The sequence below is a fragment of the Streptomyces sp. NPDC111516 genome (assembly GCF_055635345.1).
This window is the reverse complement of sequence record NZ_JBVKBV010000001.1, coordinates 1,144,282-1,168,241: the sequence shown is the minus strand read 5'-3', so window position 1 is coordinate 1,168,241 and position 23,960 is coordinate 1,144,282. Positions and strand designations below refer to the sequence as shown.

At 70.0% G+C, this 23,960-nt stretch carries 19 protein-coding genes and 1 tRNA gene; 11 read left to right on the top strand and 9 right to left on the bottom strand.

Features of this window, described 5'->3' with window-relative positions; all coding sequences use genetic code 11:
• The first annotated feature begins 250 nt into the window (after positions 1–250).
• The 7 genes from ACZ7L9_RS05350 to ACZ7L9_RS05320 all read left to right on the top strand — a co-directional run bounded on the left by ACZ7L9_RS05350 (position 251) and on the right by ACZ7L9_RS05320 (position 8,731).
• Positions 251–703, top strand: coding sequence for a hypothetical protein (locus ACZ7L9_RS05350; RefSeq protein ID WP_471412639.1), 453 nt, complete (start codon positions 251–253; stop codon positions 701–703).
• A 110-nt stretch (positions 704–813) separates the two neighbouring features.
• Positions 814–1,755 (top strand): spermidine synthase, encoded by a 942-nt coding sequence (locus tag ACZ7L9_RS05345; protein ID WP_471412797.1) that lies wholly within the window; start codon positions 814–816, stop codon positions 1,753–1,755.
• A gap of 694 nt (positions 1,756–2,449) precedes the next feature.
• The gene (locus ACZ7L9_RS05340; protein WP_471412637.1) at positions 2,450–3,781 is read left to right on the top strand and encodes an ABC transporter substrate-binding protein; all 1,332 of its coding nucleotides are present in this window, start codon (positions 2,450–2,452) and stop codon (positions 3,779–3,781) included.
• A 139-nt stretch (positions 3,782–3,920) separates the two neighbouring features.
• A complete protein-coding gene (locus ACZ7L9_RS05335) occupies positions 3,921–4,919 on the top strand; it encodes a carbohydrate ABC transporter permease (protein ID WP_471412636.1) in 999 nt (332 codons plus the stop codon).
• A 15-nt stretch (positions 4,920–4,934) separates the two neighbouring features.
• Positions 4,935–5,852, top strand: coding sequence for a carbohydrate ABC transporter permease (locus ACZ7L9_RS05330; protein ID WP_471412635.1), 918 nt, complete (start codon positions 4,935–4,937; stop codon positions 5,850–5,852).
• Positions 5,853–5,976: 124 nt separating this feature from the next.
• Positions 5,977–7,440 (top strand): GH1 family beta-glucosidase, encoded by a 1,464-nt coding sequence (locus tag ACZ7L9_RS05325; protein WP_471412634.1) that lies wholly within the window; start codon positions 5,977–5,979, stop codon positions 7,438–7,440.
• Between the two features lie 259 nt (positions 7,441–7,699).
• Positions 7,700–8,731, top strand: a complete 1,032-nt coding sequence (locus ACZ7L9_RS05320; protein ID WP_471412633.1) for a LacI family DNA-binding transcriptional regulator — start codon at positions 7,700–7,702, stop codon at positions 8,729–8,731.
• An 80-nt stretch (positions 8,732–8,811) separates the two neighbouring features.
• Here ACZ7L9_RS05320 and ACZ7L9_RS05315 read toward each other — a convergent pair.
• From ACZ7L9_RS05315 to ACZ7L9_RS05305, 3 genes are all read right to left on the bottom strand, one after another.
• Positions 8,812–8,884 (bottom strand) — tRNA-His (locus ACZ7L9_RS05315).
• Between the two features lie 126 nt (positions 8,885–9,010).
• Positions 9,011–9,613, bottom strand: coding sequence for an oligoribonuclease (orn, locus tag ACZ7L9_RS05310; protein ID WP_471412632.1), 603 nt, complete (start codon positions 9,611–9,613; stop codon positions 9,011–9,013).
• Between the two features lie 10 nt (positions 9,614–9,623).
• Positions 9,624–10,859: a helix-turn-helix domain-containing protein gene (locus tag ACZ7L9_RS05305; RefSeq protein ID WP_471412631.1), complete on the bottom strand. Its 1,236-nt coding sequence runs from the start codon at positions 10,857–10,859 to the stop codon at positions 9,624–9,626.
• Between the two features lie 932 nt (positions 10,860–11,791).
• Here ACZ7L9_RS05305 and ACZ7L9_RS05300 point away from each other — a divergent pair.
• Both ACZ7L9_RS05300 and ACZ7L9_RS05295 read left to right on the top strand, forming a co-directional pair.
• Complete coding sequence (locus tag ACZ7L9_RS05300) at positions 11,792–12,313, top strand: universal stress protein (RefSeq protein WP_093900388.1); 522 nt, start codon at positions 11,792–11,794, stop codon at positions 12,311–12,313.
• A gap of 186 nt (positions 12,314–12,499) precedes the next feature.
• The gene (locus ACZ7L9_RS05295; RefSeq protein WP_471412630.1) at positions 12,500–13,072 is read left to right on the top strand and encodes an acetate uptake transporter; all 573 of its coding nucleotides are present in this window, start codon (positions 12,500–12,502) and stop codon (positions 13,070–13,072) included.
• Between the two features lie 116 nt (positions 13,073–13,188).
• Here the strand turns inward: ACZ7L9_RS05295 and glmS are convergent, their stop codons facing one another.
• Positions 13,189–15,018, bottom strand: coding sequence for a glutamine--fructose-6-phosphate transaminase (isomerizing) (glmS, locus tag ACZ7L9_RS05290; RefSeq protein ID WP_471412628.1), 1,830 nt, complete (start codon positions 15,016–15,018; stop codon positions 13,189–13,191).
• Positions 15,019–15,061: 43 nt separating this feature from the next.
• Positions 15,062–15,337 carry a hypothetical protein gene (locus ACZ7L9_RS05285; protein ID WP_072489218.1) on the bottom strand — a complete coding sequence of 92 codons (276 nt, stop codon included), beginning with the start codon at positions 15,335–15,337 and terminating at the stop codon, positions 15,062–15,064.
• Between the two features lie 316 nt (positions 15,338–15,653).
• Between ACZ7L9_RS05285 and ACZ7L9_RS05280 the strand changes: the two genes are divergently transcribed.
• The gene (locus ACZ7L9_RS05280) at positions 15,654–17,291 is read left to right on the top strand and encodes a beta-N-acetylhexosaminidase (protein ID WP_471412627.1); all 1,638 of its coding nucleotides are present in this window, start codon (positions 15,654–15,656) and stop codon (positions 17,289–17,291) included.
• Between the two features lie 57 nt (positions 17,292–17,348).
• Here ACZ7L9_RS05280 and ACZ7L9_RS05275 read toward each other — a convergent pair whose 3' ends face one another.
• The 4 genes from ACZ7L9_RS05275 to ACZ7L9_RS05260 all read right to left on the bottom strand — a co-directional run bounded on the left by ACZ7L9_RS05275 (position 17,349) and on the right by ACZ7L9_RS05260 (position 22,019).
• The gene (locus ACZ7L9_RS05275) at positions 17,349–18,794 is read right to left on the bottom strand and encodes a sulfatase-like hydrolase/transferase (protein ID WP_471412625.1); all 1,446 of its coding nucleotides are present in this window, start codon (positions 18,792–18,794) and stop codon (positions 17,349–17,351) included.
• A gap of 59 nt (positions 18,795–18,853) precedes the next feature.
• A complete protein-coding gene (locus ACZ7L9_RS05270; RefSeq protein WP_471412624.1) occupies positions 18,854–20,218 on the bottom strand; it encodes an MFS transporter in 1,365 nt (454 codons plus the stop codon).
• A 204-nt stretch (positions 20,219–20,422) separates the two neighbouring features.
• A complete protein-coding gene (locus ACZ7L9_RS05265) occupies positions 20,423–20,989 on the bottom strand; it encodes a PadR family transcriptional regulator (RefSeq protein ID WP_471412622.1) in 567 nt (188 codons plus the stop codon).
• A gap of 73 nt (positions 20,990–21,062) precedes the next feature.
• The gene (locus tag ACZ7L9_RS05260; RefSeq protein WP_471412620.1) at positions 21,063–22,019 is read right to left on the bottom strand and encodes a formylglycine-generating enzyme family protein; all 957 of its coding nucleotides are present in this window, start codon (positions 22,017–22,019) and stop codon (positions 21,063–21,065) included.
• A gap of 117 nt (positions 22,020–22,136) precedes the next feature.
• On the opposite strand from ACZ7L9_RS05260, the gene ACZ7L9_RS05255 reads away from it, so the two are divergent.
• Positions 22,137–23,906 (top strand): sulfatase, encoded by a 1,770-nt coding sequence (locus tag ACZ7L9_RS05255; RefSeq protein ID WP_471412619.1) that lies wholly within the window; start codon positions 22,137–22,139, stop codon positions 23,904–23,906.
• Positions 23,907–23,960: the final 54 nt, after the last annotated feature.

The window sequence follows — 23,960 nt, the reverse complement described above, 5'->3', positions numbered from 1 at the left end:
AAAGAGAGGGCCTGGCCCTCTCTTCTGCAGCCGGGGTTCCTGCTTCCGGTGTCCCGGCGGAGGAAGAACCTACCTGCTGTGACCGGTCGCACACACAGCGTTTCCCAATAAAAGGGGGCATCTCGCCCGCGATCTGCCATGAACTGCCATCCTTTGCGGCGGCGTGGCACCGTAGCCGTTGACGCAGTCGGCGCGTTGGTCCATGCGGAGACGGAATCCGGCTCCGCCCGGCGATGAGAGGAGAGGTCCCTTGTTGCATCTCGGCACGGAGACCGGCTCGCGGACGACGACTGCGACGACCCCGGCCGCGACGGGCGCCCCGGCGCCCACCGGGCCCCCGGCGGACCACGGCGCCGAACCCTGCGACCTGGTGACCGTCCCGGCCCGCCAGGGACTGGAGGCCGTGGACATCCTGCGCCGCGGCGCCGACCAGGAGGCCGTCGGCCCGGTCCTGCACGACGGCGCCTGCGACACCCTCGGTTTCCTGGTGCCCCCGGGGACCGCCGAGGCCTGGGACGTGCCGGGCAGCGCCTGCACGCGGACCGCCGGCCGCGGGCTCCGCATCCCCGCCGAGCCGCCCGTCACCGGCAGCGGCTGGCTGCTGCCGCCCGAGGGCGACGCCCCGGTCACCGACCCGGCCGTGCTGCGGGCCGCTCTCGACCAGGCGGCCCGGCTGATCGAGGCGGCCGACAACTGCCGCTGACCGCGGCCCCCTCGCCCGCGCGCCCATAATGGGCCGGTGGCCGGGATTCCCCGGCGCGGCCGGTTCCGTACCGGTCCGGAGCGATGAGCAGTGAGCAGGCACGAGCAGCAGTGGCACGTCGAGGAACGTCGGGCTCAGGTGCGGGCGCCCGTAAGCGGTCCGACCGCAAGACCGACGGAAGGGCCGAACGAGGGGCCGGGCGCGGCGGATCCGGGCGCCGGGCGGAGCCCCTCGCCGAACAGGTGGACGGCGGCCTCGCCGAACTGGTGCCCGACCGGGAACGCCCGCATGCCTGGACGCTGACGCTCGACGGCGCCCCCCAGTCCCATGTGGACCTCGACGACCCCACGTATCTGTCCTTCGAGTACCAGCGCAGGATCGGCCACATCGCCGACCTCGTCGCCCCCGCTGGGCAACCCCTGCACGTGGTCCACCTGGGCGGCGGCGCGTTCACCCTCGCCCGCTACATCGCCGCGACCCGGCCCCGCTCCACCCAGCAGATCGTCGAGGCGGACGCCGCGCTCGTCCAACTGGTCCGCCGCGAACTGCCGTTGGACCCGCAGGCCAGGATCCGGGTCCGCGCCACCGATGCCCGCGCCGGGCTCGGGAGGATCCAGGACGGCTGGGCGGACCTCGTCATCGCCGATGTCTTCAGCGGGGCCCGTACCCCCGCACACCTCACCAGCACCGAGTTCCTCGCCGAGGTCCGCCGGGTCCTGAAGCCCGGCGGGAGTTACGTGGCCAATCTCGCGGACGGGCCGCCGCTGACCCACCTCCGCGGCCAGATCGCCACCGCAGCCACGGTCTTCCCCGAACTGGCCCTCGCCGCCGACCCGACCGTGTGGCGCGGCCGCCGCTTCGGCAACGCGGTGCTGCTCGCCTCGGACCTGCCGCTGAAGGTCGCGGAACTGACCCGCCGGGTCGCGACCGACCCGCACCCCGGACGCGTCGAACACGGGCGCGCCCTCGCCGACTTCACCGGTGGCGCGACCCCGGTGAGCGACGCGGACGCCAGACCGTCCCCGGCGCCACCGCCGTCGACCTTCGGGTGAGCCGCCGGTACGAAGCCGACGGGCCATCACCCGAACCCGTGACGGGCGGTTGCGGTCGGGGCCCAGGGGGCAGGGCTCCGGCTCAGTTCTCGCAACTTCCTCCCGCCCCCGCCTCCTCTGCGTACCCCTGACAGCAGGTCGGGTCCGGGTTGGAGTTCGGGTTCGGGTTCGGGTTCGGGTCAGGGTTCGGGGAAAGAACGCGGTTGCGCCCCCGGCCACCCCCACCGCACGGCACCCCGTTCACCTTCCGGCGGGCGGCCGGGCGTGAACCGGGGATCACGCGCCCCGCGCCCGGAGGCGGGCGGAAATGCGGACCCGCCGCAGCGGTTCCGAAAGGCCGCCCCGGTAATTCTCGTTCGACACGTCCTTGACCTGTGCGTTCTCGAAATGGCCTGCCCCTGCGGGCGATTCGCCGGTCGACGCTCGCGGGCTATGGCAAGACTTCGGCGGGACACGGTCTCGTGACTTGCAGGACACACTCGGGATACGGAAGCGCCTTCAACTCTTGACACCCACCCCTCAAAGGCAGGAACCTTCCGACATCGACGCATGGGAGCGCTCCCACATTGTGCGGGCTTCCCGCTCGAACGGCACTGCCCGTGTCCTCCCCCCTGAACCCCCGGCACCCGGACTCACCAGCGCGTACGTCGCGCAGTCAGAACGCCGGTCCCACCCTGGAACAAGGAGTAGTGGAATGCGCATCACCCGCACCGTCGCCGGCCGGAGCCGCAGGGCCGTGGTTCTGGCCACCACGGGCCTGACAGCCTCGGCCCTGTTGCTGACCGGCTGCAGCAGCGACTCGGACTCATCGGACAGCACGGGCTCCGACGCGAACGGGAAGATCACGCTGACCGTTGCCGACTTCGGGCAGTTCGGCTACAAGGAAGCCGGCCTCTTCGCCAAGTACCACGAATTGCACCCGAACATCACGGTCAAGGAAGACACCACCGCGGACGAGAAGATCTACTACCCCAAGCTGCTCCAGCAGCTGAACTCGGGCAGCGGTCTGGCGGACGTCCAGGGCATCGAGGTCGGCCGGATCAAGGAGATCGTCGACACCAAGGCGGACCAGTTCGCCAACCTCAGCAAGGTGATCGACGTCAACGAGTGGGTGTCCTGGAAGGAGAAGCAGGCCACCACGTCCGGCGGCCAGGTGATCGGCGCGGGCACCGACATCGGCCCGATGTCCCTCTGCTACAACACCGACCTGTTCAAGAAGGCCGGCCTGCCCACCGACCGCGCGGAGGTCGCGAAGAAGATCGCGGGCGGCTGGGAGGACTACATCAAGCTCGGTGAGGAGTACAAGAAGAACGCGCCGAAGGGCACGTACTTCATGGACTCCGCCAGCGCCATGTTCAACGCCGTCGTGAGCTCGAACGCCAAGCAGTACTACGACGAGAGCGGCAAGCCGATCTACAAGGACAGCCCCAGCGTCCAGCAGGGCTGGAACCTCGCCGCCGAGGTCGCGTCCAAGAAGCTCTCCCAGGGCCTCGCCCAGTTCGACACCAACACCTGGGTTCCCGCGCTGCGCAAGGGCACCATCGCCACCGTGGTCTGCCCCGCGTGGATGGCCGGTCAGATCTCGACCAACGCCGGTGAGGGCAACAAGGGCAAGTGGGACATCACCACCGCGCCCGGTTCGACCGCCGCCAACTGGGGCGGCTCCTTCCTCGCCGTGCCCAAGTCGGGCAAGAACGTCGAGGAAGCCAGCAGGCTGGTGAAGTGGCTGACCGCGCCCGAGCAGCAGGCCGCGGTGTTCAAGGCGATCGGTGTCTTCCCGTCCAACAAGGGCGCGTACGACCTGCCGGACGTGAAGAACGCGAAGCTCCCGTACTTCAACGACGCGCCGATCGGCCAGATCTACGCCGACGAGGCCAAGTCCATCCCCGAGGCGGTCCTCGGCGCGAAGGACGGCGTCATCAAGGACACCATCTCCACCCAGATCACCAACATGGAACAGCGCGGCACGAGCCCTGACGACGCGTGGAAGGCGGCGACCAACGCGATCGACAAGGCGATCGGCTGACCGTCGCCGGTGCGGGCGGCCCCCAGGAGCCGCCCGCACCGGCAGTGCGCGGACGACCACTCAGGCCCTGTCCTGGGCGCCGTACCCGCGCACCCCCTCGTACAGGGCAACTCAGCAACTCAGGGAAGGACTCCCGCCCGTGGCCACCTCGACTCCCGCCCGGGACGCATACGCCCCGCCACCCGGCGGTTCCCCGCAGACGCCGGCCCGGTCCCGTCGGCAGACCTGGCGGAGCCGGCTGTGGCGGTTCGACGACAAGGCATCGCCGTACGCCTACATAGTCCCGTTCTTCCTCGTCTTCGGTGCCTTCGGGCTCTATCCGCTGGTGTACACCGGGTGGATCGCCCTGCACCGGGTGGAGATGACCGGCCTGGACCGGATGGAGTGGGTCGGCTGGGACAACTTCGACAAGATCCTGCACGACTCCGAGTTCTGGACGGCCCTCAGCAACACTTTCCTGATCGGGGTCATGTCGACCGTCCCGCAACTGCTGGTCGCGCTCGGCCTGGCCCACCTGCTGAACTACCGGCTGCGCGCCAGCACCTTCTGGCGGACCGTCGTCCTCACCCCGTACGCCACCTCCGTGGCCTCCGCGGCCCTCGTCTTCGCCCTGGTCTTCCGGGCCGACGGCGGCCTGCTGAACTGGGCGCTGCACTGCGTCGGTTTCGGCGACACCAACTGGGCCAACGGCCACTGGACGTCGAAAATCGCCATCTCCGTCATCGTGATCTGGCGCTGGACGGGGTACAACACCCTGATCTACCTGGCCGCCATGCAGGCGGTACCGACCGATCTGTACGAGGCCGCGTCGCTGGACGGCGCATCGCGCTGGCAGCAGTTCCGCAAGGTGACCATCCCCTCGCTGCGGCCCACGATCCTCTTCACGATCGTCATCTCGACCATCGGTTCCATGCAGCTGTTCGGTGAGCCCCTGCTGCTGGAGGGCGGCAGGCTCGGAGCGACGGGCGGCAACGAGAATCAGTACGAGACGCTCAGCGTCTACCTCTACAACTACGGCTGGAATCTGGGGCACCTCGGTCCGGCCGCCGCAGTGGCCTGGGCGATGCTCGCCCTCCTGCTGATCATCGCCGCGGTCAACTGGCTCATCGGCCGCTTCGTACGCACATCCGCGGTCTGACCGGGAGCGAATTCCATGACCATGACCAGCACCACCAAAGCCCCGGAACCCGGCCTCCCGAGCACGGCCCGCCGGGCGGCGCGGCGCCCCTCCCGCTTCAGGCCGGGCGCGGGCAAGCAGTTGCAGGGCGGCCCGTTCGCCTACATCGCCCTGACCGTCGTCGGCATCGGCTCGCTCCTGCCGCTCTACTGGACCCTGGTGGCCGCGTCCCATACCCAGGACGAAGTGCTCGCCACCACACCGCCGTTCCTGCCCGGCGGGCGACTGCTGCACAACCTCGACGCGGCCTGGAACCAGGCACACCTCGGCAAGGCGATCGTCAACAGCGTCATCGTCTCCTGCTGCATCACGGCGGCGACGCTCTTCTTCTGCACCCTGGCCGGCTACGCCTTCGCCAAGATGCGCTTCACCGGCCGGGGCGCGCTGATGACCGCCGTCATCGCCACGCTCACGATCCCGCCGCAGCTCAGCGTCGTCCCGCTGTTCATGATGATGTCCGACATCGGCTGGGGCGGAAAGCTGGAGTCGGTGATCTTCCCGACCCTGGTCAGCGCGTTCGGGGTGTTCTTCATGCGGCAGTACCTCACCCAGGCGCTGCCCTACGAACTCATCGAGGCCGCCAAGATCGACGGCGCGAACAACTTCCGCATCGTGCGGAGCGTGGTGCTCCCGGTGGCCCGCCCCGCGATGATGGTGCTGGGGATGCTGACCTTCGTACAGGCCTGGAACGACTTCTTCTGGCCCTACCTCGCCCTCAATCAGCAGAACCCCACGCTCCAGGTGGCCCTCGGCCAGCTGAGTGCCTCCTACACCCCCGACCAGAGCATCGTGATGGCCGGTGCGCTGATCAGCACCCTGCCGCTGCTCGTGGTCTTCGTGATCTTCGGCAAGCAGATCGTCGGCGGGATCATGTCCGGCGCCGTCAAGGGGTGACTCCGCGTCACCCGCCGTTCCCCGGGCACCCGTACGGCCTGTTTCCCTGACCGCGGGCCGTACGGGCCCCGGAGCCCCACCCCTTTACCTGCCCCTGTTCGTCCATCCCTGGGAGCGCTCCCGCATGACTGCTGTACGACCCGACATCGCCCCGAAGCAGGCGCCCGCGGCAGCGGACTTTCCGGCCGGTTTCGTCTGGGGGGCGGCCACCGCCGCCTACCAGGTCGAGGGCGCCGCGGCCGAGGACGGCCGGACCCCTTCCATCTGGGACACCTTCAGCCGCACTCCGGGCAAGGTCCGCAACGGTGACACCGGAGACATCGCCGCCGACCACTACCACCGCTACCGCGACGACGTGGCACTGATGAAGCAACTCGGGCTGACGGCCTACCGCTTCTCCGTCTCCTGGTCCCGGGTGCAGCCCACCGGCCGCGGCCCCGCCATCGAACGCGGACTGGACTTCTACCGCAAGCTCGTCGACGAACTCCTCGAAGCGGGCATCAGGCCCGTCGCCACCCTCTACCACTGGGACCTGCCCCAGGAACTGGAGGACGCCGGCGGCTGGCCCCAGCGGGTGACCGCCGAGCGCTTCGCCGACTACGCCGCCATCATGGCCGACGCCCTCGGCGACCGTGTCAGCACCTGGACGACCTTCAACGAGCCGTGGTGCTCGGCCTTCCTCGGTTACGGCTCCGGCGTGCACGCCCCCGGCCGCACCGAGCCGGCCGCCGCGCTGCGGGCCGCCCACCACCTCAACCTCGCCCATGGCCGGGCGATCGAGGTTCTGCGCAACCGACTCCCCGCTGCCGCGCAGACCTCGGTCACCCTCAATCTCCACCAGGTCCGCCCGCTGACCGGCAGCGCGGCCGACGCGGACGCCGCCCGCCGGATCGACGCGGTGGGCAACCGGGTCTTCACCGGCCCGATGCTGCGCGGCGCGTACCCCGAGGACCTGATCGCCGACACCTCGCACCTGGTGGACTGGGCGAAGCTGGTCCAGGACGGCGACCTGGCCGCCATCTCCCGTCCGATCGACGTCCTGGGCGTCAACTACTACACGCCGACGCTGGTCTCCACGCCCGCGGACGGTTCCGGCGACTCGCGCGACGACGGCCACGGCAACAGCGACCACTCCCCGTGGCCCGGCTCCGAGCACGTCGCCTTCCACCTCGCCGAGGGCAAGAAGCGCACCGCGATGAACTGGGCGATCGACCCCGACGGGCTGTACGACCTGCTCATCGACGTCTCCCGGGACCACCCGGGCCTGCCGCTGATGGTCACCGAGAACGGCGCGGCCTTCGACGACCACGTCTCACCCGAGGGCCTGGTGGAGGACCCCGAGCGGATCGAGTACCTGCGTGGCCACCTCGACGCCGTGCAGCGGGCCGTGGCCGGCGGCGCGGACGTCCGCGGCTACTTCCTGTGGTCCCTGATGGACAACTTCGAGTGGGCTTACGGGTACTCGAAGCGGTTCGGCGCCGTCTACGTCGACTACGCCACCCAGCGCCGCATTCCCAAGGCGAGCGCCCACTGGTACGCCGACGTCATCCGCCGCCACGCACTGCCCCCGGCCACCGACCTCGCCTGAACCCGTAACAGAACTCCCGTACCACCCCGCCCGACCCGCACGCCCCCCCCGAGACCCGGCCGCCGACGGCCGGGTCTCCGTCATTTCCGCCCGCCCCCGGCCCACGGAACCCCGGACCGGCACCCGCGTAGTATGGGAGCGCTCCCATGTTACGGAAGTGCCGAGACCGCCGGTCCCGGACGAGCGGCAAGGGATTCCCCGACCGGGACTTGGTTCGGTTATCCGACTATGAGAAATTGACCGCGAACGGGAGGCAGCCATGACGGCAGCGCGAGTACGGAGCGGGGGGCGGCCCACGCTCGAAGAGGTCGCGGCACGGGCGGGGGTGGGGCGTGGCACGGCCTCGCGGGTCATCAACGGATCCCCGCGGGTCAGCGCGCACACCCGCGAGGCGGTGGAGGCGGCCGTCGCCGAACTGGGGTACGTGCCCAATCGCGCGGCCCGCGCGCTCGCCGGGAACCGTACCGACGCCATAGCCCTGGTCGTGCCCGAGCCGGAGACCCGTTTCTTCGCCGAGCCGTACTTCTCGGACATAGTCCGGGGTGTCGGCGCGGCGCTCGCCGACACCGACATGCAGCTGCTGCTGACCCTCGTCGGCAGCGACCGCGAGCGCCGGCGGCTGGCGCAGTATCTGACCGCGCACCGCGTCGACGGCGTGCTGCTGGTCTCCGTCCACGCCGACGATCCGCTGCCCGACCTGCTGGAGCAGCTCGGAATGCCGGCCGTGATGAGCGGCCGCAGGTCCGCCTCCGAACCGCTCGCCGCGGTCGACTCCGACAACTTCGAGGGTGCCCGGGCCGCCGTCGACCACCTGATCTCCCGGGGTCGCCGCTCCATCGCGACGATCACCGGGCGCCTCGACGTCTACGGGGCCCGGCGCCGCCTCGACGGCTACCGCGAGGCGGTCTCCGCGGCCGGCCTGGTACCGGACGAGCAGCTGATCGCCCGCGCCGACTTCACCGAGGAGGGCGGCGGGCAGGCCATGCGTGATCTGCTCGCCCGCCGCCCCGATGTCGACGCGGTCTTCGCCGCCTCCGACGTCATGGCCGCCGGCGCCCGCCAGGTGCTCCGTGAGGCGGGCCGGCGCGTCCCGGACGATGTGGCCCTCATCGGCTTCGACGACTCGGCCGTGGCCCGGCACATGGACCCGCCGCTCACCAGCGTGCGCCAGCCGATCGAGGAGATGGGCCGCACGATGGCCCGCGTGCTGCTCCAGGAGATCGCGGGCGAGAACCGGGAGCGTCCGCAGATCGTGCTCCCCACGGAACTGATCGTCCGCGACTCCTCGTGACGGCCGTCACACAGCCGCTCGGTGAGGGAGGATCAGACATGGGAAGGGCCCCGGTCATCGACCGGGGCCCTTCCCATCAGGGTGAGTAACGGGACTCGAACCCGCGACATCCTGGACCACAACCAGGTGCTCTACCATCTGAGCTATACCCACCATGCCCGGTCTTTTTCTGACCGGCCGAGAAAAAGTGTACAGGGTCCGAGCGGGTGCTCGCGCCCTGGTTGTTCAGCCGCTGATCCTGGCCCCCGAAAGGCCTATGACCAGCGGCTTCACAGACTCCTACGGCGCGGGCGGCGCGACCCGTGCCGCGATCGTCCTGGCGTGCTCCGAGTCCGGCCCGGGCTGCGGCACGAAGATCGCCTCGCGGTAGTAGCGCAGCTCCGTGATGGAGTCACGGATGTCCGCGAGCGCCCGGTGGTTGCCGTTCTTGGCCGGACTGTTGAAGTAGGCCTTCGGGTACCAGCGGCGCGCCAGCTCCTTGATCGACGACACGTCGACGATCCGGTAGTGGAGGTAGGTCTCCAGGGCCGACATGTCCCGCGCCAGGAAGCCGCGGTCGGTGGAGACCGAGTTTCCGCAGAGCGGGGCCTTGCCGGGCTCCTTCACGTGCTCGCGGACGTAGGCCAGCACCTGGGCCTCGGCGTCGGCCAGAGTGGTGCCACCGGCGAGCTCGTCGAGGAGGCCCGAGGCGGTGTGCATCTGGCGCACCACCTCGGGCATCGTCTCCAGGGCCGCGTCCGGCGGGCGGATCACGATGTCCACCCCTTCGCCGAGCACGTTCAACTCCGAGTCGGTGACCAGTGCGGCCACCTCGATGAGTGCGTCTTCCGTCAACGAGAGCCCGGTCATCTCGCAGTCGATCCACACCATGCGGTCGTTCATGGCCCCCAGCCTACGGGGCACTCCGTTGACCCGGCAGGGTCGGGCGCCCGGCGGCGTACGCGTCGGGGCCCGGTTTCCCGTCCTCCGGCTGTCCCGCCCCGACCGTCGCCGACGTGACGGCGTGCGGACCCGGCTGGGCGGCCGCGGGCGTGGCCCGCAGGGTCGCCGAGGTGCCCTGAGCGGGCACGATCGGCTCGTTCGCCGGCGCGAGGACCTCCGTGCCGCCGCTCTGCGGGCGACGGGCCCGGTAGGCGGCCCGGTACGCGGCGGGGGAGGAGCCCAGCTGGCGCCGGAAGTGCCCGCGCAGCGCGACCGGCGAGCGGAAGCCGCAGCGGCCCGCGACCTCGTCGACCGAGTACTCGGACGTCTCCAGCAGCCGCTGCGCCTGCAGCACACGCTGGGTGATCAGCCACTGGAGCGGTGCGCTGCCGGTGAGTGAGCGGAACCTGCGGTCGAAGGTCCGCCTGCTCATGTAGGCGCGCGCGGCCAGCGTCTCCACGTCGAACTGCTCGTGGAGATGCTCCAGCGCCCAGGCCACGACCTCGGCGAGCGGGTCGGAGCCGATCTCCTCTGGTAAAGACCTGTCGAGGTAGCGCTCCTGACCGCCACTGCGCCGCTGCGGCACGACGAGCCGCCGGGCCAGTGCCCCGGCGGCCTCCGTGCCGTGGTCCGTGCGGACTATGTGCAGACAGAGGTCGATCCCGGCCGCTGTCCCGGCGGAGGTGAGCACATCGCCGTCGTCGACGAAGAGCTCGCGCGGATCGACGTGGACCGACGGATAGCGCTTGGCCAGCGTCGGTGCGTACATCCAGTGCGTGGTCGCCGGGCGGCCGTCCAGCAGACCGGCGGCGGCGAGTACGAACGCCCCGGTGCACAGCCCGACGATGCGGGCCCCCTCTTCGTGGGCGCGGCGCAGCGCGTCCAGTGCCTCCGCGGGCGGCGGGGAGGTGATCGAACGCCAGGCGGGCACCACGACGGTGCCGGCCCTGCTGATCGCCTCCAGCCCGTAGGGTGCGGTGAGTTCGAGTCCCCCGGTGGTCCGCAGCGGCCCCTCTTCCCCGCCGCAGACGAGGAGTCGGTAGCGCGGAACTCCCGCGTCCTGACGGTCGATTCCGAACACGGAGAGCGGGATCGAGCTCTCGAAGATGGGGCCGCCGCTGAACAGCAGCACGGCGACGACTTCGCGTCGTCGTCGTCCACTGAGCTTCCGTACAGCCTCCGTTGCGGCGGCGGAGTCCTGGCTCATGACGCTAAGCCCCCCTCGGTGTTCACGTCTCCCTGGTCCTTACGGGCCTGTCGCTCCTGCACGTTTCCCCTCGGTCCTGCACGAGACCCCCGTCTACCCAAGATCGAATCTACTGCGTCCCGTGGTGCCGGCGTGACAAGTTCACCAACCGGCGTTATGTCGACAAGGCAACTTGGCGGGAAGCATTCGATCACGAAGGGTTTCACTCAGCGGCCGTGCAGGGAAGGGCGTCTCGCCTTGATGGCCCGTCCCCGCCGGGTGGAAGCGTACCGCGCGGTCTCTTCCTGCCTGGTGGCAAGGGGGTTGATCGGCCAATTCGGCAAGGAAGCGACAGGGGTGTGAAGTTGGCTGAAAATAGATGGTTGTGCATACGTGATTCAGTCAGTGAACCGGCGCACACCCCCGATGGGCGGCCGCTTCTTTGCGCCCCGAGCAGGTCGGACGGCCGATCGTACGGAATGGCGCGGCGCCCGCGACGGCAGCCGGATCCCGACCGGCGGGCCGGTATCGGTCCGTTGGCCGGCGAAGGCGCCCGGACGGGGTGGACGGGGCGGGATGGACGCGACGCGCCCTCCCCGGGGAGCGGACGCCGGGCCGACGGTCGGTGGTGGAGCGGTGATCCCTCCGGGGGTGCGGCGGTTCCCGGCCGTGCGGAGGAGGTTACGGATACGGACCGGTCGGTCACTCGTCGGAGCCGTCCCGTTCCGGCGGCGTCGATGTACAGCGCAACCGGCATTGCCATACGGGTTCGCCTCGGGCATGCTCCGTGAAACGTCGCACGCGCTCTGCGCGGGTCTGGGCAGTGGAGGAGTGGCGCCGTACCCTTGGGGGTAAGGGGTTGGGAAGATGATTCCCGGACACCGCAACACCGCCCGCAGAAGCACCTTCCCCACGTCGCTCTCCTCACGAGGACTCTCTTCGCCGAGACACCGATGGCCGGTCACGAAATCCCCGAACCCGCCGACCGCAAGCAGGTAGCCGACCACATGTCGGACCCGCAGGCGGTCGAAGAAACACGTCATTCCTGCGACCCCGCCTTCCGGCATGGGGTGGTGGTCGGCTTCGACGGCTCGACCTCCAGTGAGCGCGCCCTCGCATACGCCATCGGCATGGCCCGAAGATCAGGTTCCGGCCTGATCATCGTCCATGTCGCCAATCGGCTGCCGACCACGGTCTGGGCGGGCTGTGAGCCGCCCGTCTTCGTCGATGTGCCCGATCACCGCACCGAGGTGCTCGGCCTGGAGCTCGCCTGCGCGGACTATCTCTCCGAGGTTCCCTGGGTGCTCGTCGAGCGCGGCGGGGACATCTGCCACGAACTGGAGGAGGTCGGCCGGGAGTACTCGGCCGACGCCATCGTCGTCGGCTCCACGCACGGCATCGTCGGCCGCATCTTCGGCTCGGTGGCGGGGCGCCTCGCGCGGCGCGCACAGCGCCCGGTCGTCGTCATTCCCTGAACGTTCCCCGTCCCGAACGCCCCAGCCGTCACCTCCGTCACCGGCTTTGGTCTCTGCGGCCGACGTGGCGTCAACTCGCCTGTGGAAACCGGCAATCCATCGAGGCGCAGAGGTGGATTGTGCGCTTGTGAAGGGTACATAAGGGTCACTGGGAAGCAGGACCACTGCATGTGAAGGGAGCCCGCCGTGGACAATGACGTCTCTGCGGGAAGCACCAGCACCGCTACCCTCGGCCATCTCGCCCTGGGACTCACCCTGTTGGCGTTCGGCATCGGTCACACCGGCGTCGTGGACGGCGTGACGGCGGCCGACGCCGTTTCGCTCGCGCTGTACGTCGGCGGTATCGCCCTGTTCGTCGCCGGTCTCCTGGAGTTCCGCGCGCGAAGCGGCTTCACCGGCACGGCCTTCGCTGGACTGGGCGCCTTCTGGTTCACCTGGGGCACCGGCGCCGACGCGCATGTCTCCAGCCATGCGGCAGGGCTGTTCCTGCTGCTCTGGGCCCTGTTCGCGCTCAGCCTGACCCTCGGCGCGGCCGGTGGCGGTCTGCTCGACCGGGGAACGTACGCGCTGCTGTTCCTGGCGCTTGTGCTCCTGGGCGTCGGGCAGTTCGCGGACAGCGGGAGCCTGGCCAAGGCGGGCGGCTGGCTCGCCGCGGTGTCCGGTCTCGCCGCCTGGTACGGGGCGACGGCGGCGCTGGCCAACTGGCCCACGGCGCTGCCGGGCCGTGCTGCCGGCCGACGGGTGACGGCCACCGGCTGAGGCAGCGACCGGGCCGGTGGGGCAAGGGGACGTACCGGCCCGAACGGGAGTGGCCCCGTACCCGCGGTGGCGGTGGGTGCGGGGCCACTCTGCCGGGCACAGCCCGGCGGGGATGCCTACTCGACGGTGACGGACTTCGCCAGGTTGCGCGGCTTGTCGATGTCACGGCCCATGGCCAGTGCCGTGTGGTACGCGAAGAGCTGGAGCGGGATGCCCATCAGGATCGGGTCCAGCTCGTTCTCGTTCTTCGGCACGACGATGGTGTGGTCGGCCTTCTCCTGGACCTGGTGCGCGACCGCGAGGATCCGGCCGCTGCGGGCCTTGATCTCCTCCATCGCGGCGCGGTTCTTCTCCAGCAGGTCGTCGTCCGGCACGATCGCGACCGTCGGCATCGCGGGTTCGATCAGCGCCAGCGGCCCGTGCTTCAGCTCGGAGGCGGGGTAGGCCTCCGCGTGGATGTAGGAGACCTCCTTGAGCTTGAGCGAGGCCTCCCGGGCGACGGGGTAGCCGCGCACCCGGCCGATGAACATCATCGACTTGGCGTCCGCGTACTCCGCTGCCAGCTTCTTGATCTCGTCCTCGTTCTCGAGGATCTCGGCGATCTGGGCGGGCAGCCTGCGCAGGCCCTCGATGATCCGCTTGCCGTCGGCGACCGACAGATCCCGGATCCGGCCCAGGTGCAGGGCGAGCAGCGCGAACGCGACGACCGTGTTCGTGAAGCACTTGGTGGAGACGACACAGACCTCGGGGCCGGCGTGCACATACGTACCGCCGTCGGCCTCCCGGGCGATCGCCGAGCCGACCACGTTGACCACACCGAGGACCCGTGCGCCCTTGCGCTTGAGCTCCTGGACCGCGGCCAGCACGTCGTACGTCTCACCGGACTGGGAGACCGCGACGTACAGGGTGTCGGGGTCGACGACCGGGTTGCGGTAGCGGAACTCGGAGGCGGGCTCGGCGTCCGCGGGGATGCGGGCCAGCTCCTCGATGAGCTGGGCGCCGATCTGGCCCGCGTGGTACGAGGTGCCGCAGCCCAGGATCTTGATCCGGCGGACCCCACGCGCCTCACGGGCGTCCAGGTTGAGACCGCCCAGGTGCACGGTGGAGAACCGGTCGTCGATGCGGCCGCGCAGCACCCGGTCGACGGCGTCGGCCTGCTCGGAGATCTCCTTGTGCATGTACGTGTCGTGGCCGCCCATGTCGTACGACTCGGCCTCCCACTCCACGGTGGTCGGCGTGGCCGTCGTGGACGAGCCCTCCGTCGTGTACGTACGGAAGTCGTCGGCCTTGAGGGTGGCCATCTCGCCGTCGTCGAGGGTGACGACCTGGCGGGTGTGGGCGACCAGCGCGGCGACGTCGGAGGCGACGAACATCTCCTTCTCGCCGATGCCGAGCACGACCGGCGAGCCGTTGCGGGCGACCACGATGCGGTCATTGAAGTCGGCGTGCATGACGGCGATGCCGTACGTGCCCTCGACCGAGCGCAGCGCCTCGCGGACCTTCTCCTCCAGGGTCTCGGCCTGGGCGCGGGCGATCAGGTGGACCAGTACCTCGGTGTCGGTCTCGGAGAGGAAGACGACACCGTCGGCGACGAGCTTCGCACGGAGCTCGGAGGCGTTGTCGATGATGCCGTTGTGGACGACGGCGACCTTGTTCTCGGCGTCCAGGTGCGGGTGCGCGTTCTCGTCGCTCGGGGCGCCGTGGGTGGCCCAGCGGGTGTGGGCGATACCGGTGGTGCCGGCGAAGCGCTTGGGGATGCGGGCCTCCAGTTCGCGGACCCGGCCCTTCGCCTTGACCATCTTCAAGGCGGCGGGCTTCCCGGCAGACGCCTTGCCGGTGATGACGATGCCCGCGGAGTCGTAACCCCGGTACTCCAGCCGCTGCAGCCCTTCCAGCAGCAGCGGAGCCACATCACGCTTTCCGATATATCCGACGATTCCGCACATAAAGTCTCTGCCCCTCCATCGACGTACCTGTGGTGCCCGTTGTTCAGCCGTAGACGATGCGGCGCAGCTGGCGGAGCGAGAGCTCCGGCGGCGCGACCGCCCGGTGCGGCAGCTCGGCCGCGATCCGTTCGAAGATCTCCGCGTTCACCAGGCCGCCGGACTGCAGTTCACGGTGGCGGCGGCGGACGAAGTCGTCGGTCGTCTCATCGAAGTACGCCAGCACGTCGAGAATCACCCGGGCGGCTTCACCGCGCTGGAGCGCGGTGCTGCGCACCAGGTGATCGATGAGGTCGTCATGCGACGGGCGGCGTTCGAGCACTCGTTGATATTGCGGTGGGCGGGGCGCTTACGCAACAATTCTGCCCGATATCGGGCAGGGGTGAGTGTGATTGCGCTCTCAGGTGGGCCCGGAGGGTGTTCCGGAGCACGCTTCGGGCGAAGCTCGCCGAGCTCGCGCAGCAGCACATCGTGGTCGGAGCGGGACGACGTGATCACCCGGTTTCTGCAGGCAGATTCTCTCAGCCGTATATCGGGGAAGTGGTCTACACCTTGACCATGCGTGGGGCAGACGATACGCATGGTGAGGTTCGGTCAGGAGATCCACAGGTGTGAACCCGTTGAAAGGGACCCGGCTTGTGAGACTGCACAGGACACAGCGCACCGCCCTTCCCCGTCTTCTCGGCTCGCTGCTGCTCGTCACAGCGGCCGGCATCTCCGGCGTCGGCGCGGCGTCGGCGAGTCAGGCGGCGGGCAGCGACCCGGCCGCCGCCTCCTCCTCACCCCGTCCGCTCGGGCAGCTGGTGCCCGCCCCCGCCGAGGTGAAGCCCGGCGGATCGCCGTACACCATCACCGCGAACACCAGGATCCGTGTCGAGGACGACTCCCGCGAGGTCCGGAAGATCGGCGACTACCTGGCGGGCGTGCTGCGCCCGTCCACCGGATACGCCCTGCCGGTCACCGGCCGCGGCGGCGACGGCATCCGGCTCCGGCTCGACCCCCACGACAGAGGTTCGGGCGCCGAGGGCTACACCCTGAAGTCGAGCCCCGGCTCCGTCACCATCACCGCGCGCGGCCCGGCAGGTCTCTTCCACGGCGTCCAGACGCTGCGTCAGCTGCTTCCGGCGGATGTGGAGCAGAACAGCCGCCAGACGGGCCCGTGGAAGGTCGCGGGCGGCACGGTCAAGGACGCGCCGCGCTATGCGTACCGGAGCGCGATGCTGGACGTCTCCCGGCACTTCTTCTCCGTCGCCGAGGTCAAGCGCTACATCGACCAGCTCGCCCTCTACAAGATGAACAAGCTCCATCTGCATCTCTCCGACGACCAGGGCTGGCGCATCGCCATCGACTCCTGGCCGAGGCTCGCCACATACGGCGGGCAGACGGAGGTCGGCGGGGGCGTCGGCGGCTACTACACGAAGAGCGACTACAGGGAGATCGTCCGCTACGCCTCCTCCCGCTATCTGGAGGTCGTACCGGAGATCGACCTGCCCGGCCACACCAACGCGGCTCTCGCCTCGTACGCGGAGCTGAACTGCGACGGCGTCGCGCCGCCGCTCTACACCGGCACGAACGTCGGCTTCAGCTCGCTCTGCGTCCCGAAGGCCGTCACGTACGACTTCGTGGACGACGTGGTGCGTGAGCTGGCCGCGCTCACCCCCGGCAAGTACCTCCACATCGGCGGCGACGAGGCGCACTCCACCAGCCACGACGACTACGTGGCCTTCATGGACAAGGCACAGGCCATCGTCGGCAAGTACGGCAAGACCGTGATCGGCTGGCACCAGCTGACCGGGGGTACGCCGGTCAAGGGCGCGGTCGCCCAGTACTGGGGTTATGACCGGACGGGCGCGGCCGAGCGCAAGCAGGTGGCGGACGCCGCCGTGAACGGCACGAAGCTGGTGCTGTCCCCGGCGGACCGGACCTACCTCGACATGAAGTACGACAAGGACACCAAGCTGGGCCTGGCCTGGGCCGGTTACGTCTCCGTCCAGCGCAGTTACGACTGGAACCCGGCGACGTACCTGGACGGTTCCCCGGAGAGTTCGATCCTCGGCGTCGAGGCGCCGCTCTGGTCGGAGACCCTGACCAACAGCGACGAGATCGAACAGATGACGTTCCCGAGGCTGCCGGGTGTGGCGGAGCTCGGGTGGTCGCCCGCGGCCACGCACGACTGGGACGCGTACAAGGTGCGACTCGGCGCACAGGGGCCGAGGTTCTCCGCACTCGGCATCAACTACTACCGCGCGCCGCAGGTTCCCTGGGCCGCGCAGTGAGCTGACCGGGGCCGTCCGGCGACCGGTGTGTTCGCGGTCGCCGGACGGGTCCGGTTCTCAGGCGGCCCCAGAGGCGGGCGCCGGCAGCGCCACCTGCGGGAGGCGTGGGTCGGGTCCGGCGGGGATGATGTCGGCGGTCTCCACCATCCACCGCAGCACAGCGTCGTGCATACGCCGCTCGACTTCGGCGTATTCGGGACGGCCCGCGAGATTGGTCTGCTCGTGGGGGCCTTTCGTCCGGTCGTACAGCTCGGGCTGCTCGTACAGCCGCCATACGTACGTCCAGTCCTTGTCCCGTACCGCGACGGCCTTGCCGACCAGTGCGGGGTCCTCGTGCTGGAGCCCCGCTTTCAGATCGTAGGGGAAGCCGGGGCGCTCCATCTGCGGTTCCTCCTCCACGGTGAATCCGCCTTCGGTGAAGGCGTACGTCCGGTGCCCGGTGTCCGGGTCGCTCAGCAGCGGCACCAGGCTGCGCCCGAAGTGGCGGTGGGGGGCTTCGACTCCGGCCATTTCCAGGACGGTCGGCAGGATGTCGATCATCTCCACCATCTCGTCGCAGACCTGACCCCCGCCGAATCCGCCACCGCTGATGATCAGGGGGTCGCGGGTGATGCAGTCGTGCATCCCTGAGGGCCACTTCTCGATCAGACCGTAGTCACCGAGGTATTCACCGTGATCGGCGAAGAACAGGGTCACCGTGTCGTCCCCGGCGCCCGTGTCGGCGACCGCCCGCATCACCCGGCCCAGGTGGTCGTCGAGGCGGGCGACCATGCCGTAGTAGGTGGCCACGACCTCGCGCCACTGTTGCGGTGTGACCCGGCCGAGGCCGTAGCGCTCACGAATGGCCTGCATGTAACGCGGTTCGGCGGAAGGGTCGCCGGGGGCGGCGGGGTCGGGTACGGCGGCGCGGTCGAACCGGGAGAACCAGGGTTCCTCGACCTGGAACGGGCAGTGCGGCGCCACCAGCGGCACGAACAGCACCCAGGGACGTTCGGGCGGATCGACGAGCCACTGCTCGGCGGTGCGGACCGCGGCCTCGTCAGGGTCGATCCGGCCGTCGTCGGGCACGCGGCCCCGGTAGAACAGGCGGGACCAGACGCCGTCCGGATAGTCCCCGCCGTACCCGATGGTCGGCATGGTCGAGAAGCCGTACTCGTGCACGCTCTCCTCGGTGACCCCGGGCGCGAAGGTGTCGCCACGGGCGCCCGCCCAGGTGACGTGGTATCCGGCGTCCTTGAGGAGCCGCAGCAGATTCGGCTCGTGCGGTTTGAGCAGGTTGGTCAGAGTCCGGTGTCCAGCGGTGTGCGGGTACCAGCCGGTGAGGATCGAGGCGCGGCTGGGCGAGCACACCGGGTGCTGGACGAAGGCGTTGGTGAAGCGGGTTCCGCGGGCCGCGAGCGCGTCCATGTGCGGGGTGCTGACATGCGGGTTGCCGAACGCTCCGACGGCGTCGGCGCGCAGCTGGTCGGGGATGAAGACGACGAAGTTGGGGCGGGAGGTCATGTGCGGTTCTCTGTCCCTTTCGGATCCGGGTGGACTGACGGCCTCGGTCGTACGACGGTTCACAGGCGCTCCGCTCGGCTCGAAGCGCGGCGGTCCAGTTCCGCCTGAAGTGCCGCGACGTCACGGGGATAGCTGCGGTAGAGGAAGGTGATCAGGGCGCCGTTGACCAGCATCAGGACCACGACCAGCCACAGGAACGACTCCTGGAGGCCGACGGCGTCGCCGAGGAAGCCGACCAGCAGCGTCACGCCCGCCCACCCGGCCGACTCCGCGGCCAGCATCAGCGCGAATGCCGCGCTGCGCAGTTCCGGCGCGGTGGCCGACATGACGATGGGCCGGTTGATGCCGGGGTTGAATCCCTGGAGCGCGCCGAGCACCGAGAAGAGCACGGCGTACGCGGCGAGCGGTGTCCAGGCGATCTGGGTGGCCGCGTAGGTGACCAGGGCGTAGCCGACGACGGCGGTCTGCATCATGGCGACGCGGCCCGCGCGGGGGTGACGGCGGTGGATCCGGTCGGTGACCATGCCGCCGACGACGGTGCCGAGGAAGTAGCAGACGGCGACCGGCAGGGTCACCAGGGCGGCGCGGGCGTTGCTGAATCCGCGGACGTCGACGAGGAACGTCACCCCGAAGCCGATCAGCACGTGCTGGCTGTTGACCAGGCGTTGCAGGCAGATCAGGACGAGGGTGCGGTTTCCCAGGAGTTCGCGCACCTTCGACCAGGTGAGCCCGGGTGCCGCCGGGGAGGGGGTGCCCCGACCGTTGGACTGGGGTTCGGACGCACCGATCCCGGGGTCCTGGCCGAACAACAGCACCAGGACGCCCAAGGCGATCTGGAGGCCGCCGACCGCGAAGAAGCCGTACCGCCAGCCGTCCTCCACGTCCGACACCAGCCCGAGCAGCGGGCCGGCCACCCCCATGACGATCGCCGCGAGGCCGTAGAGCAGGCCGGTCGCGCGGCCACGTTCCGAGTCGTCGAAGAGGTCGGCGAGTATGCCGTTGATCAGCGGTGCGCCACCGGCGACCCCGGCGGAGGCAATGGCATAAAGGATCAGGAGCTGAACGTAGTTCTGGGCGCATCCCGCGCCGAGGGACCAGACGCCCCACAAGCCGCAGCACACCGCAAGGACGGTCTTGCGGGAATAGCGCTGAGCGACCAGCACCCAGACGGATCCCATCGCCCCGCCGGTCAGCTTGCCGACGGCGGACAGGACGCCCAGTGCGGACAGCGGCAGGCCGAAGGCGCTGCGCAGAGCGGGGAACAGCACAGAGATGACGCTCGACTCGCTGTTGTCGACACTCATCAGGCTGCCGTAGAGCCCCAGCTGGCGCCAGCGGCCGGCCCCGGCTCGCGAGCCGGCGGGAGCCACGTCGGCTGTGGGGGGTTGCGCGGCGGGCGGCTGCGGCCCGGTTTCTACCGGCATGGTGCGACTCCTTTTGGCGGCGCGTAGCCCATCAGCGACGCCGACGTCGACGTCGCTGATGCGCGTACGGGAATCCAGGGCAGGGCGCGACTGCAGGCCAAGGGGGCGCCTGAAGGCGGGCCGGGAAAAGGACAGGGGGCACTCGGCAGCCGGTCGCCGCAGGGCGGTCCGGCGTGCGGGAGCGTCTGGGGTAGCGGCGCCGCTTCAGCGGCCGAGCCTCGCCTCCAGGCGGGCCTTGGTCAGCTCGAGCCAGGCGATGAACGCGGCCGTGGACGCGTAACCGTGTTCGTGGGCCATGGTGTGGATCTCGCGGGCCCAGTCGGCGTCCAGCTCGGGGATCTGCGGTTCGTAGGGGTCAGGAAGAGGCAGGACGGGCTCCTGGGCGCGGTGCTTGAGCCGGTACTCCAGCTCCGTGCTGACGATGTCGAGCGCGATCTGCGGGGAGAGCTGGCCGGCGAAGAACAGGCGCAGCTTGAAGTCCGCTTCCAGCGGACGCGACGACGGCTCGAAGGGCGAGTGCGCCCACTCCAGGAGCGCCGCACGCCCCGCCTCGGTCAGCTCGTACACCTTGGCATCGGGGCGCCCTTCCCGCGGATCGACGTCGAAGCTGACCCAGCCGCGCTCCACCAGTTTGCCCAGCCGCCGGTAGATCTGCGGCAGTTGCACGCCGTAGCCGACGTACCGGCCCGGTCCGTCCATCCAGCGGCGCAGGTCGTAGCCGGACAGCCGCCGCAGGGCCAGCGCGCCCAGGATCACGTAGTCGAGCTGCATCCGCGCCTACCTATGTTCTAAGGAATCTATGCCTGCTCAGATTCACCCCCCGTCCGCAGCGTGTCAAGACTCTTCACACGTCCGCGACACATCGGAAACCCGCGTGGCCGCTGGAGCTGTCAGGACCATTGGCGGTGCGGGCGGCGACCCGGTAGCGGTTGCAGTACGAGGCATGGCACATGTGCGACCCGCCACGGATCACCTTGTCCGTACCGGTGGCAGGGCCCTTCGGGTTGGTGCGCCGGCGGGCCGTTCCGTGGTCGGTGGTCCACCAGTCGGCACACCATTCCCAGACGTTGCCGGACATGTTGTACAGGCCGAAGCCGTTGGGTTCGAAGGCGTCGACGGGGGCCGTGCCCCGGTAGCCGTCGGCGGCGGTGTTCTTGGCGGGGAAGGTGCCGCGCCAGATGTTGCAGCGGTAGTCACCGCCGGGGTTCAGCGCGTCGCCCCATGGGTAGCGCTTCTGCTCCAGGCCGCCGCGTGCCGCGTACTCCCATTCGGCTTCGGTCGGCAGCCGCATGCCCGCCCACCTCGCATAGGCGGCCGCGTCGTTCCAGGACACGTGGACCACCGGGTGGCCGCCCCGTCCGACGACCGAGCTCCCGTACCCCTCGGGCCGGTCCCAGGTGGCGCCCTCGACCCCGCACCACCAGGGAGCGCGCTGCGGCCGGGGGGCGCCACGCCGCAGCGCGGCGGGCAGGAAGCCGGCGAACACGTACGACCAGCCGAGGCGCTCGGCGTCGGTGCGGTACCCGGTGTCGGCGACGAACGCGGCGAACCGGTCATTGGTCACCGCGCAGGCGTCGATACGGAACGGATCGAGCCGGACGGCGCGCACCGGCCCCTCCCCGTCGCCCGGCAGCCCCTCCGCGTCCTCGGTGCCCATCAGGAACTCGCCGCCGGGCAGCCGCACCATCCCCTCCAGGGATGCCGCGCGCCCGGACGGCGCGGGTGAGAGCTCGGTACGCGCGAGAGCGCTGCTGCCGGCCCCGGGCATGCAGCAACGCGCGGGCGCGGTGGGGTCACTCATGGCGTTCACTCCTCCTCCTTCTCCTCGGGCAGGGGCTGTCGCACTCCCGCCCCTATGTTCTAACGTACATAGCCATCCGCCAGTGGACCGAGTACGAGGGGCCCTATGAAGGCCGTCATGGTCATGTTCGACACACTCAACCGCCGCCTCCTGCCGCCGTACGGAGCGGACTGGACGCATGCCCCCAACTTCACCCGCCTCGCGCGGCGTACGGCGACCTTCGACACCTGCTACGCGGGCTCGATGCCGTGCATGCCGGCCCGCCGCGAACTCCACACCGGCCGCCACAACTTCCTGCACCGCGGCTGGGGCCCCCTGGAGCCGTTCGACGACTCCATGCCACAACTGCTCACGGAACACGGGGTGTACACCCACCTGGTCACCGACCACCAGCACTACTGGGAGGACGGCGGCGCCACCTACCACAGCCGCTACCGCACCTTCGAGTTCTTCCGCGGCCAGGAGGGCGACGCGTGGAAGGGCCACGTCGCCGACCCCCGCATCCCCGATGCCCTCCGGTCCCGGCGCGGCGAGACCTGGCGCCAGGACTGGGTCAACCGGCAGTACCTGGCCGATGAGGCGGACCATCCGCAGACCCGCACCTTCGAGGCGGGCCTGGAGTTTCTGCACACCAACCACGCCGAGGACAACTGGTTCCTGCAGATCGAGACCTTCGACCCGCACGAGCCCTTCTTCAGCTACGCCCGGCACAAGCAGCACTACCCCCACACCTACAGCGGCCCGCACTTCGACTGGCCCGACTACCAGCAGGTCATCGAGTCGGACGACGAGATCGCCCACGCCCGCTACGAGTACGCGGCACTGCTGACCATGTGCGACCGCTCGCTGGGACGGGTGCTCGACACCATGGACGAACTCGCCCTGTGGGACGACACGATGCTGATCGTGTGCACCGACCACGGGCTGCTGCTCGGCGAGCACGGCTGGTGGGGCAAGAGCGTTCAGCCCTGGTACGACGAGACCATCCACACCCCGCTGTTCGTCTGGGACCCGCGCAGCCGCGTCCAGGACGAGCGGCGCGCGTCTCTCGTGCAGACCATCGACTTCGGGCCCACGCTCCTGGAGTACTTCGGCGTCGACCGCACCCCGGACATGCAGGGCAGACCGCTGCGGCAGACCATCGCCGACGACACTCCCGTACGCGAGGCGGGACTGTTCGGCGCGTTCGGCGGCCACGTCAGCGTCACCGATGGCCGCTACGTGTACATGCGGGCCTGCGCGGACCGGTCCAATCAGCCCCTGCACGAACACACCCTCATGCCCACGCACATGCGCGGCCTCTTCAGCCCCGCCGAACTCAAGGGTGCCGAGCTGGTGGAACCGTTCCCGTTCACCAAGGAGGTGCCGCTGCTGAAGGTGCCGGGCCACGCGATGTCCAACCCGTACGCCTTCGGCACCCTCCTCTTCGACCTCGACGCGGACCCGGACCAGGAGCACCCGCTCATCGACGACGTCCTCGAACTGCGCATGGCGACCCTGCTGACCGAGCACCTGCGCCTGGCCGACGCGCCGCCCGGGCAGTACGAGCGCCTCGGGCTGCCCGCCATCGGCCCCGTGACCGACGAGCACCTGCTGGTCCGCGTCCAACGGCCGCAGGCCGAAGCAGCCGCCCAACCGCCGCCGCGCGCACAGGACTTCCCGTCCGGCCCGCTCAGCGTGCACGTACCGCTGCGCGAGCTGCTCGCCCACCCCGAAGCGGAAGCGGTCCTGCGCCGGCACTTCGCCACACTGCTCGACAGCCCCTTCGCCCGCGTGGCCGCCGACCTGTCCCTCCTCCAGATCGCGGCCGCCGCCGTCGGCGTGCTGCCGGGCGACGTGCTGCACCAGGTCGCCGCGGAACTCGCCGCCGCCGGCGACAACCCGTGAGCCGGTCCCGTGGCGCCCACAGCCCTTCACCTCGACCCACCGCATCGAACAGGA

Excerpts from the sequence above, each read along its gene's own strand:
- orn (WP_471412632.1), bottom strand. The coding sequence starts at position 9,613 with ATGAACGACCGCATGGTGTGGATCGACTGCGAGATGACCGGGCTCTCG.
- glmS (WP_471412628.1), bottom strand. The coding sequence starts at position 15,018 with ATGTGCGGAATCGTCGGATATATCGGAAAGCGTGATGTGGCTCCGCTG.
- ACZ7L9_RS05270 (WP_471412624.1), bottom strand. The coding sequence starts at position 20,218 with ATGCCGGTAGAAACCGGGCCGCAGCCGCCCGCCGCGCAACCCCCCACA.
- ACZ7L9_RS05320 (WP_471412633.1), top strand. The coding sequence starts at position 7,700 with ATGACGGCAGCGCGAGTACGGAGCGGGGGGCGGCCCACGCTCGAAGAG.
- ACZ7L9_RS05275 (WP_471412625.1), bottom strand. The coding sequence starts at position 18,794 with ATGACCTCCCGCCCCAACTTCGTCGTCTTCATCCCCGACCAGCTGCGC.
- ACZ7L9_RS05330 (WP_471412635.1), top strand. The coding sequence starts at position 4,935 with ATGACCATGACCAGCACCACCAAAGCCCCGGAACCCGGCCTCCCGAGC.
- ACZ7L9_RS05255 (WP_471412619.1), top strand. The coding sequence starts at position 22,137 with ATGGTCATGTTCGACACACTCAACCGCCGCCTCCTGCCGCCGTACGGA.
- ACZ7L9_RS05300 (WP_093900388.1), top strand. The coding sequence starts at position 11,792 with ATGGCCGGTCACGAAATCCCCGAACCCGCCGACCGCAAGCAGGTAGCC.
- ACZ7L9_RS05260 (WP_471412620.1), bottom strand. The coding sequence starts at position 22,019 with ATGAGTGACCCCACCGCGCCCGCGCGTTGCTGCATGCCCGGGGCCGGC.
- ACZ7L9_RS05325 (WP_471412634.1), top strand. The coding sequence starts at position 5,977 with ATGACTGCTGTACGACCCGACATCGCCCCGAAGCAGGCGCCCGCGGCA.
- ACZ7L9_RS05340 (WP_471412637.1), top strand. The coding sequence starts at position 2,450 with ATGCGCATCACCCGCACCGTCGCCGGCCGGAGCCGCAGGGCCGTGGTT.
- ACZ7L9_RS05265 (WP_471412622.1), bottom strand. The coding sequence starts at position 20,989 with ATGCAGCTCGACTACGTGATCCTGGGCGCGCTGGCCCTGCGGCGGCTG.
- ACZ7L9_RS05305 (WP_471412631.1), bottom strand. The coding sequence starts at position 10,859 with ATGAGCCAGGACTCCGCCGCCGCAACGGAGGCTGTACGGAAGCTCAGT.